The organism is Acidiferrimicrobium sp. IK (assembly GCF_025499425.1).
Classification (GTDB): Bacteria; Actinomycetota; Acidimicrobiia; order Acidimicrobiales; family Palsa-688; genus Acidiferrimicrobium.
On sequence record NZ_JAIMCB010000024.1, the window covers coordinates 36,291 to 45,072 of the forward strand.

9 protein-coding genes are annotated in these 8,782 nt (G+C 65.1%); 4 read left to right on the forward strand and 5 right to left on the reverse strand.

Going from position 1 to position 8,782, the window contains the following annotated elements:
- The first annotated feature begins 565 nt into the window (after window positions 1–565).
- The 3 genes from K6U06_RS23425 (at window position 566) to K6U06_RS23435 (ending at window position 6,061) form a co-directional block, all read left to right on the forward strand.
- A complete protein-coding gene (locus K6U06_RS23425) occupies window positions 566–1,519 on the forward strand; it encodes a hypothetical protein (protein ID WP_262324408.1) in 954 nt (317 codons plus the stop codon).
- 94 nt (window positions 1,520–1,613) lie between these two features.
- A complete protein-coding gene (locus K6U06_RS23430; RefSeq protein ID WP_262324409.1) occupies window positions 1,614–4,856 on the forward strand; it encodes a hypothetical protein in 3,243 nt (1,080 codons plus the stop codon).
- A gap of 17 nt (window positions 4,857–4,873) precedes the next feature.
- Window positions 4,874–6,061: a hypothetical protein gene (locus K6U06_RS23435; RefSeq protein WP_262324410.1), complete on the forward strand. Its 1,188-nt coding sequence runs from the start codon at window positions 4,874–4,876 to the stop codon at window positions 6,059–6,061.
- Between the two features lie 111 nt (window positions 6,062–6,172).
- On the opposite strand, the gene K6U06_RS23440 is transcribed toward K6U06_RS23435, so the two are convergent.
- From K6U06_RS23440 to K6U06_RS23450, 3 genes are all read right to left on the reverse strand, one after another.
- A complete protein-coding gene (locus tag K6U06_RS23440) occupies window positions 6,173–6,550 on the reverse strand; it encodes a hypothetical protein (protein WP_262324411.1) in 378 nt (125 codons plus the stop codon).
- Window positions 6,550–6,777, reverse strand: a complete 228-nt coding sequence (locus K6U06_RS23445) for a hypothetical protein (RefSeq protein ID WP_262324412.1) — start codon at window positions 6,775–6,777, stop codon at window positions 6,550–6,552. The genes K6U06_RS23440 and K6U06_RS23445 overlap by 1 nt, the downstream gene beginning before the upstream one ends.
- A 177-nt stretch (window positions 6,778–6,954) precedes the next feature.
- The gene (locus K6U06_RS23450; protein ID WP_262324413.1) at window positions 6,955–7,404 is read right to left on the reverse strand and encodes a hypothetical protein; all 450 of its coding nucleotides are present in this window, start codon (window positions 7,402–7,404) and stop codon (window positions 6,955–6,957) included.
- Between the two features lie 9 nt (window positions 7,405–7,413).
- Here K6U06_RS23450 and K6U06_RS23455 point away from each other — a divergent pair, with 9 nt between their 5' ends.
- On the forward strand, window positions 7,414–7,590 hold the full coding sequence (locus K6U06_RS23455; protein WP_262324369.1) for a hypothetical protein: 177 nt from the start codon (window positions 7,414–7,416) through the stop codon (window positions 7,588–7,590).
- Between the two features lie 191 nt (window positions 7,591–7,781).
- Here the strand turns inward: K6U06_RS23455 and K6U06_RS23460 are convergent, their stop codons facing one another.
- Together K6U06_RS23460 and K6U06_RS24895 are read right to left on the reverse strand one after the other, a co-directional pair.
- Entirely contained in the window at window positions 7,782–8,207 is a 426-nt protein-coding gene (locus K6U06_RS23460) for a type II toxin-antitoxin system VapC family toxin (RefSeq protein ID WP_262324415.1), read from the reverse strand.
- 2 nt (window positions 8,208–8,209) lie between these two features.
- Window positions 8,210–8,467 carry a type II toxin-antitoxin system Phd/YefM family antitoxin gene (locus tag K6U06_RS24895; protein ID WP_410051137.1) on the reverse strand — a complete coding sequence of 86 codons (258 nt, stop codon included), beginning with the start codon at window positions 8,465–8,467 and terminating at the stop codon, window positions 8,210–8,212.
- Window positions 8,468–8,782: the final 315 nt, after the last annotated feature.

Below are 8,782 nucleotides of genomic sequence, written 5' to 3' on the forward strand. Positions count from 1 at the left end.
GCCGGCGTTTCGGGATGGGTCGGCCATGGAGTTCAACTCGCCTGTCGCACTGCGAGACGCTGCTCCGACCTTCGTGCCGTCCGGGCACCGGGGTCACCAGTCTCGCCGACGACGAGGCGGGTAGCGACATTCCCGGAGGTGTGCCCGACCCGACCACTGGAGCTGGTAATGAGCGCATTTTTCGCAGGACTGTCGTCCCAGCCCCGCGCGACACTCAACACTGTGGAGTCAGAAGTGGTCGCGGCGTGGCTCGCCATCGAGCGAGGTGAAGCCCAGCTGACCTGGGGCTTGTGGTCCGCACCCGTGGAGCACTCGAACGCGCTCACCGATGCTGGCAAACAGGCTGTCCGCGCCACCGTAGACGCTGTGGCCGAATACCTAGGCGAAGACTGGCTCGCTCGATTCCTGCCCAATGGAACCAGGTCGTCCAGGTCGGGGCTGCCATTGATGTCTTGGCACTGGTGGCCCAGCAACGACGTACCGCACGTCTATGCGCCTATTGGAGCTGGGGTCGCGACTTCGTCTCTTACAGGGTGTCTCCGGGATCGCTGACCTCCGCCGAAACATGCGCCGGGACCTCGGGCAGTTCGCGCACAGCCTCCTCCAGCTGGAGGTCGGTGGTTTAGCAATGCGAGCCGGCTGGGAAGTGACGTTCGAACCGGGCGTTGGCGAAGAGGGCAGCCGTACCGATCTGCTCCTCGTCAGGGATGACGACGCCATGCTTGTCGAGGTAAAGGGCTTCCTCCTGGACCAGCAGTCCAACCAGGATCTGGCCTTCAGCCGCCGGGTCTCGATGGCCCTCATGGCGATTGAGTCACGCGAACAGGTCACGTTCAACGGCGAGATCGAACCGGGCATAGAGGACGACAAGCTCGACGAATGGATCGAAGAGCTGGCCCTCCTGGCCGCGGATGTAGCGCGGTCGGGACTCGTGATCGAGACGGCTCCACCCTCTGGCGGCCGTCTCGTCATCCAACCCGGCTGGCCTACGACCGGAGCCGGGCACTCCACGACCATCCGCCACGGCGACGAGTGGCGACGCATTACCACCGCTCTCAAGGCCAAGGCCGAGCAGGGCCGCGGCGAGCACCCGTTGTGGCTGCGGTTCGACGAGACTTTGCAGTTTTGGGCGCTCGCCGTCCCGCCCGACTACCCCCGGCGCCGTCTACACGAACGTCTCGCCCGAGGCCTGTCGGCAGAGCTAGCGGCCTTCGCCCATGTAGCCGGAATCGTCCTCTCAAGCGCCCCCACGGCCGGCTCGACCGTAGGGGCAGAAGACACCTGGCAGAACCTGGATGGCAATGCGACGAGCGTCGTCTGCACGACCCAACCACCCTTTTGGAGGGAGTCCCTCGTCGTCGGTGGGCCAAATGAAGCCGCCACGCGACAACGTGCGGAGTGGACGAGCTGGTATGCCACCGAAGGTTCGTGGCTGGACTGGGCGCTCGACCGCCTCGGCCTACCGCCGTTCGCCAAGCTCGTACAGCCGATCTCAACGCCCGAGGCGGGTAATGGCTGAGGACCCAGCCCAGCCGCTATCACCGCGACCGCCGCGCGACCCCCGCCGGCTCCGGATCCGCTGGAGGCTCAGCAAGCTGGTCGGACCCGGTCCGATGGCGTTCTACCGCGATGCCTACGACCTCATGGACGATCCCACACGGTTCCAGTCCACCACCCACTTGGTCGCCCATCTGATGAGAGAGATCGAGTCCGCCCTTCGAGACGTGCTGGTTCCGCTCTCAGCAAGTAGCGCGCCAGCGGCCGATGAAGATGCGAAGGAGAGCGGCAGTAGCCACAAGGACGAGATCCGAGCCATCCTCGCCGCACTCGAAATTCCAATCACCGACCCCGTCGCCAAGAAGTGGCTTCGCCAGGCGGGCAGCTACCACGGGCGTGCGCACCGGCGGAACCTCGCCGAACCCGCCCCTATGACCGACACCGTCACCCAGTTCTTCGACGACTTCCAAGGCATTCTCGACTACGTCCTCGACAAGATGGAGGCCAACTTCGCCTCGGTCATCGCCACCTTGGACCAGCTGGCGGTCAAGGCGCCAGCGACCGCGGACGACGTCAAGTTCTTGCTGACCAGCGTCCCGCAAGACTTCGTTGCGCTCGGACGGTTCTTCGAAACCATCGCCGACCCGTCGTGGTTGCCCCTGTTGCGGAGCGCACGACTGTTCGCGGAGCCGCCCCAGCCAGAGCTGCACGACAACGACACCGTCGGCTTCCCGCCGTGGCCCCAGCTTCGCTACCTCGTCCGTATGGCAACGGTCCTGCCCGACGAAGTGACCGAGATAGCAAAGGCCATCCCGCCGACCGACAACGCCGCCGTGAACTCGGGGATCATTGACATCGGCCGTGCGCTCCCCGTCGCCAACGCAGCACAGCTGGTCCCTCGCTTGGTAGCAACCCTTGAGGCCCGCTACCGGATCGGGTATCCGATGCGGCTCGCCGAGCTAATCGGTGCCTTCAGCGAAGCTAAGGACCTCCCTTCGGCACTGGCATTGACGCGCTCCCTACTGAGTTTTGAGCCCGCTGAGCCCGCTGAGCCAGAAGAGAGCGACCTGCCACCGGAGCTCGTTCGCTCGATGCGAGAGCCCCGACTGCGCATCGATGAGCACACCTACGAATCGATCCTCCAACGGCACACCACGCCGCTGGCCGCCGCCATTGGCCAGCCGGTGATCGAACTGCTCGCCGGCCTGCTGGAGGAAGCGATCACCGCCTCGGCGTCACCAGAGATGATCGAGGAGGGCCAAGACTTCTCCTCCGTCTGGCACCGGGCCATCGCCCCTGGCGGGCTTAGCCACGACCTCGGAATCAAGAGCAGACTTACGACCGCGCTCAGCCATGCTTTGGCCGCCCGAGCTGCCGCCGTCCCAGCAGACCTCCGTTCGCTGCTGGACCTCCTTGGCGGCCGGAAGTGGTCGATCTTCCGCCGGCTCAGGCTCGACCTGCTTTCCCGCTCAACCGGCGACGAGCCCGAGATCCGAATCCAGCTGACCGACCCCGCCGCCTTCGACGACCTGCAGCTCCGCCCGGAATACGACCGACTCCTCGCCGCTCGCTTTGCGGGTCTCGACGCTGAGGCGCGGCGGGCGATCCTCGCCATGGTGGAGCGAGGCCCGAGCCACGTCGACGGACACATCGAGTGGGCGCGCCAAGCGCAGGGGCGTGAGCCGACGGGCGAAGAGCTCCAAACCTATGTCGAGATCTGGCAGCGCGATCGGCTCGCCCCGCTCGCTGGGCAACTTCCCGAAGAATGGGCCCAGCGCTACGAAGCGCTCGTGGCTGACAACGGCCCACCGCAACGGTCGGACGCCCCGCTGTTCACGGGCGGCCCCGTCGCCGAGCGCAGCCCCACCAACGCAGAAGAACTGGCGACCCTGAGCATCGACGACCTCGTCGCCTACCTGGGCGCCTTCGAGCCGTCGCCCGAGTTCCTCGGACCGTCGAAGAGCGGCCTGGCACTAACGCTGACCGACGTTGTGGCCGCCGACCCTTCCCGCTACCTCCTCGAGGCACGCCAGCTCGGAGACCTCGACGTCGAATACGCCCACGGCACCCTGAACGGGATCGTGCGTGCCCAGACCGGCGGCGAGACACTCGACTGGGACCAGGCGATCGACCTGTGCGAATCGATCGTGTCGCACTCTCGATCGCAGACTCCTGATGACAGCACCGTCGACGGATGGGGATGGGCGCGTCTCGACGTGATGCGTCTCCTCACCTCCGGATTCACCGGCCCTCACCGGCCTCGAGACGAGCACCGCCAGCGGCTCTTCGATCTGATCGCGGCAGTGGCCAGCGACCCCCACCCCACGCCTGGCGAAGAGGAGCGCTTCGGGCCACCGAACATGAGCCCCGACGACCTGGCCCTCAACAGCGTGAGACCGAGGGCAATCGATGCTGCCGTGCAGTACGGGATCTGGGTGTACCAGAACCACCCCGACGATCCCTTCAGCGAGATCACCAGCCTGATCGACCAACACCTCGACGCCGTCGCCGACCCATCGGTAGCGGTACGTGCCGTCCTCGGGCGCGAGTTCAGTAACCTGCTGGCCTTTGACAGAGGGTGGGCCGAAGCGGCGGCCCCTCGAGTCTTCCCGCCCGAAGAACCCCTTCGCCGGCTCTGGGAGGCGGCTTGGGACGCCTACCTGTGGCGGGGGATCCGAAACAAACCGACCTGGCTGGCGCTGCGCGACCAGTACGCCCTGGCCGTCTCCCGACTGGCCCCCGGAAGCGAGGACCGCCGTGACCAAGGCCGAGATCACGCGCTCGCCAACCATCTTATGAACCTCTACTGGTCCGGCGAGCTCACCCTCGACGAAGGGCTCCTCGCTGAGTTCTTCGACCGAGCCGATGACGAGACGCGACGACTGGCCCTCGAATTGGTCGGCCGCGGCCTCGCCCAAGACGGCCCCCCGTTAGAACCTGCGGCCCTCGACCGGCTCCTCGCTCTGTGGGACAGCCGCATCCGGGCCGCACAGATCCGAGCGTCCAAGGAGCTCTCCGCCTACGGCTGGTGGTTCTGTTCCACCCGGCTGCCGGCAGAGCGCCGATTCGACGGACTCCGCAGCGCCCTCACCTTGGCCGGAGCTGCAGAGCCTGCCCACATGGTCATCGAGCACCTCGCTTCGCTCTCCGCTGATCACCCTCGTCCCGCTGTCGAACTGCTCGCGGACATGGTCGACCACGAGACAGACGGGTGGCGATTCTCGCTGTGGGACGAGAGCGCCGCCACGATCATTCGCACCGCGCTGGCAAGCCCCGATCACGACGCGAGGCGCGCCGCCCAAGAAGCAGCGAGCAGGGCTGCCGCCCGAGGCCACCTCAGCTGGCTCGACATTCGATAATCAGGAGCGACCGTCACATGGAAACCAAGGTCTTCGACGACCTAGCGCGGACCGACGCCACCCCCGCCCGGCACAACGAGGGCAGGTTCGCGTTCTTGAACCGATCGGCGTCCCAATATTTCCAGGAGGTGCGCGATCTCATCGAAGACTGGTTCGCCCATCTGCCCCAGCCCGCAAAGAAAGACCTCCGCGGCGCACTCCGAGCTGATGACCGGCAGATGGAGTCCGCGTTCTGGGAACTGTTCCTTCACGAGGCCTACCGGTGCTCGGGTTACGAGATCGAGATCCATCCGGACGTTCCCGGCAGACCAACGCGCCCTGACTTTCGGATGACGCGCGACGAGGAGAGGTTCTATATCGAAGCGGTCAGCGTCGGCCAAGCCGCCACCGCAATTGGTGAGGACCGTCGCCTTCAAGATCTCCACCAGATCTTGGCCGATCTCCAAGTGCAGGACTTCTCCCTTGAGCTGTCCACTTACACCATCGGACCGAAGCCGTTGGCCACCAGAGGCCTCCGCCGAGAGCTCCAGGACTGGTTGGCCGGCCTCGACCCCGATGAGGTCGCGCGATCCGTCGAGGCCCGAACGGCGGTCGGTTTCGACGCCTTACCCGCCTTCGCCCGGGAAGATGAAGGATGGCGGCTGGAGTTCCACGCTCTCCCTCTCAGAGACGAAGTCCGCGGGAGGCCGCGCTCGGCACTCGGCATGCTTGGGCCAGGCGAGGCAGTGGTGGTCGACAACGTCACCGGCATCCGTCGAGCGCTCGACTCAAAGAAGAGCAAGTACGGTCAGCTCGACGCGCCACTTGTCGTGGCGGTCTTGTCGAACACGATGTACCCGACGAAGGACTATGAGTTCGAGCAGGCCCTCTACGGTGTCTCGTCCTACCGACCTCACGAAAGCCCCCGTCGCCCCGACAGCCTTTTCCAGGAAGGGTTCTGGTTGACAAAGGCCGGTTGGCGGTACGGCAACGTCCCTCAGGTCGTATCGGCAGCGGGACTCAGCCCATGGACGGTGACCACGATCCGGCCCCGACTCTGGACGACCCTCGAACCAGGGGCCACCGCCACCCAGCAACCGGACTGGCTCGCACGGCTCGACCTAACCGTCGAGGCGCGGCCGCTCCCATCCACTGCGATGGGTCCCTGCTTCGGACTACCTCCAGACTGGCCCGGCATGGCCGAGCCAGATTTCGACCTCGGATAGTCGCTCAGTCAACCCGTCCGCCCGGAACATCATAAAGGCGGGAGTCTCAACTCGTGGCTGAGGTGCCCCCTATCGGCGCCGGCCACAGTGCCCACCAACGCCGGCTCGGTGCTATATCTCGATGAGGCGAACATGAGCGTCAAGGTTGCGGAGATCAGCCGAATCGCTGGTGATCACGGTTTGATCGCGTCGGCGGGCATTGAGCACCACGCTTGCGTCGATTGGGTCGTGGGTGCCTCGCTGGCCACACAGGATGCCGGCAGCCTTGGCGTTCGGTTCGTCAAGGGCCGGGACGGTGACGTTGGCCAGATGTAACGTTCTCGCAAGACGGACCTGGCGAGGGCCGGACCGCCATGCCTGAGCCAAGGTGCCAGCCGGGATGTCGATGGGCAGCCCGGCGGTGTGCGCCTCGTCGAGTAAGGCCTGCATCCGCCGATCGGCCCGCTCGATGGCGATCAGGGCTCCTGTATCGAGCGTCACGCCTGGCATCAGTCGATACCTAGGGCCTGGCGCGCCCAGCGGCGATCTTCATCGGAAGGCTCCCCGGTCTCCGCAGCCATGTCGGCGAGAAGTTCTGCCAGGTCCTCGTAGTCCCGGCGTTCGGCCAGCGTGGAAGAGATGTAACCGGACAGGGAACTCGCACGGCCCTCAGCGACGGCCTGACGTGCAGATGCGAGCACGTCGTCTGGGAGGCTGATGGCAACTTTGGTGGTCATACCACAATCATACCAGCGGCACCAATGACAAGAAGCCCGCGCAAGGTGGGAAGCAGGACTGCCCCATACTGCTCAGTCGAAACATCCCACTATGTCGAGCACGAGGTGCCCTCCAACGCCGGCTCGTGGGCGCGTGCTCACCGTGTTGAGAAGGCAGGCGTTGCTGTGGTCCGGAGGTCAGTCCGTGACGATCCGAACGGTGTTCCACGTGACGCCCTCTTGATCAAGAACGTCTGGAAGAACACCGCCGGCGGCTTCTGCTGAAAGCCATACCGTGGCTCCCGTCAGCTGACCAACGGCAACTGCCTCGAGATTCAGAAGATTGAGCCGAGGGTGACGCTTGGCGATCTGGGCCATGCGAGGAACGGTCGGTCGCGAGTCGGGAAGCTCGATGTCGTTTCGCAGTTCCAGGAGACTCAAGATCGCTTGCTCTTGCTCGTCGTTGTCCAACTCCTGGAACGGACCGGAGAGGTGGCCACCCGCCCCGAGCACGGCCGCGCGACATGCTCGGTAGTACCAGTAGAAGGTCGTGCAGAGGGCAACGTCATTACCCTTGGCGAGTCCGAACAGCAACTCCTCAATCAGCAGCCGGTCGTCGACTATGACCAGCTCAGAAGTCGCAGGCACGCTGAGCTATTGATCAGCAAGATCTGGATCGTCAATCGCCGCGATCCCGGTCGCGTATCGATCTCGCAGCACCCGCCGCAGTTCGTGGCGCGCCACGTCTACCCCGCCGGGTACTACCAAGGCGGCGTTTCCGAGGTCGATGAATCCGATCTCCCCACCCGCCTCGATGCCCCAGCGGTGGCGTAGGTCGGCCGGCAAACTGGTCTGCCCTCGATGAGACACCCTGGCGTTGATCGTGGTAGCCATATCCCGCATTGTACACGGTTGTACCTTACAAGGCGAGGTATCCCATACCACTCGTCCGAGACGTCTCCGAAGCACACAGGCGGGACGTCTCCTACCGCCCGGTCCGGGGCGAGCCGCTGAGCCACGGTCGGTCAGGATTGACGGGTCAGATCGGCTGTGGCGAGCCCTATTGCTCGAGCGGCAACGAGGAGGCTCTGGTCGCCTGCCGCCAAGACCATTTCGGCATCGTCTACCAGCCTTGCCGAAGCCAGGTGGACCGCGTCATAGCCACGGAGGCACAGCTGCTCAGCCAAACCTCCAGCCTCTCGAATCAGCCTCTCGGTGACCTCGATCACGTCAAGCTGGTCGTTGAGACTTTCGAAGTCGTCGACTGCTTCTCTCAGCCCGCTCTCGTCGATCCGGTCGAGTCGACGAGCCATGGCCAGGGCCGCTCTACCCTCGGCGTAGACCAGACGCGAAGACACGACCCGGTCAGCTTCGTCCCAAAGTCGAGAAGCGACCGTGCTGGAGGGCTCGTCGATGACTAGGGGCACGATGGCAGACGTGTCGAAGTACACAATCAACGGCGCTGCTCACCAACCAAGTCGCTGACACTGCCGCGGCTTTTCACCCGTCGAGCGGGCCGGGTCCGACCTGGCTGGAGCGCCGGGCTGACGATGCCCTCAGCGATAGCGCGGTCCAAGGTCCGGCCGCCTTCGATTGGGACGATCCGAGCGAAGGCAGTGCCTCGGTCGGTGACCACGACCTCGTCGCCCTCTCGGACTCGGGCCAGGTAGTCGCTCAATCTTCCTCGCAGTTCTCTTATGCCGACTTCCATGGACCCGAGTGTACGCGACTAGCCGAGCTATGTAGACACATAGTGGCAAGTTGCGGCTCGCACTGGACCCACTCAGCGCTTCGAGCTGCCCCATATTCCCCCGGGCGTGATCAGCCAACCCAGGTAGCCCCTACCGCCGGCTCGCGGATCCATGCGGGCATGCTCAAATCGTCACGACGGTGATGTGTCGGGCGCCCGCAACGGCACGAGCATCACCGGGATCGCTGGTCAGAACGGTGATCCCGTCGGCATCGCTCGATCGAATAACGGCACCGAGATGAGAGTCGGCTACCGACGCCTGCGTACCTTCTCGGA

What these genes read in the sequence shown, in the direction of transcription:
- K6U06_RS23425 (WP_262324408.1), top strand. Translation starts at nt 566, where the DNA reads ATGCGCCGGGACCTCGGGCAGTTCGCGCACAGCCTCCTCCAGCTGGAG.
- K6U06_RS24895 (WP_410051137.1), bottom strand. Translation starts at nt 8,467, where the DNA reads ATGGAAGTCGGCATAAGAGAACTGCGAGGAAGATTGAGCGACTACCTG.
- K6U06_RS23445 (WP_262324412.1), bottom strand. Translation starts at nt 6,777, where the DNA reads ATGACCACCAAAGTTGCCATCAGCCTCCCAGACGACGTGCTCGCATCT.
- K6U06_RS23430 (WP_262324409.1), top strand. Translation starts at nt 1,614, where the DNA reads ATGGCGTTCTACCGCGATGCCTACGACCTCATGGACGATCCCACACGG.
- K6U06_RS23435 (WP_262324410.1), top strand. Translation starts at nt 4,874, where the DNA reads ATGGAAACCAAGGTCTTCGACGACCTAGCGCGGACCGACGCCACCCCC.
- K6U06_RS23440 (WP_262324411.1), bottom strand. Translation starts at nt 6,550, where the DNA reads ATGCCAGGCGTGACGCTCGATACAGGAGCCCTGATCGCCATCGAGCGG.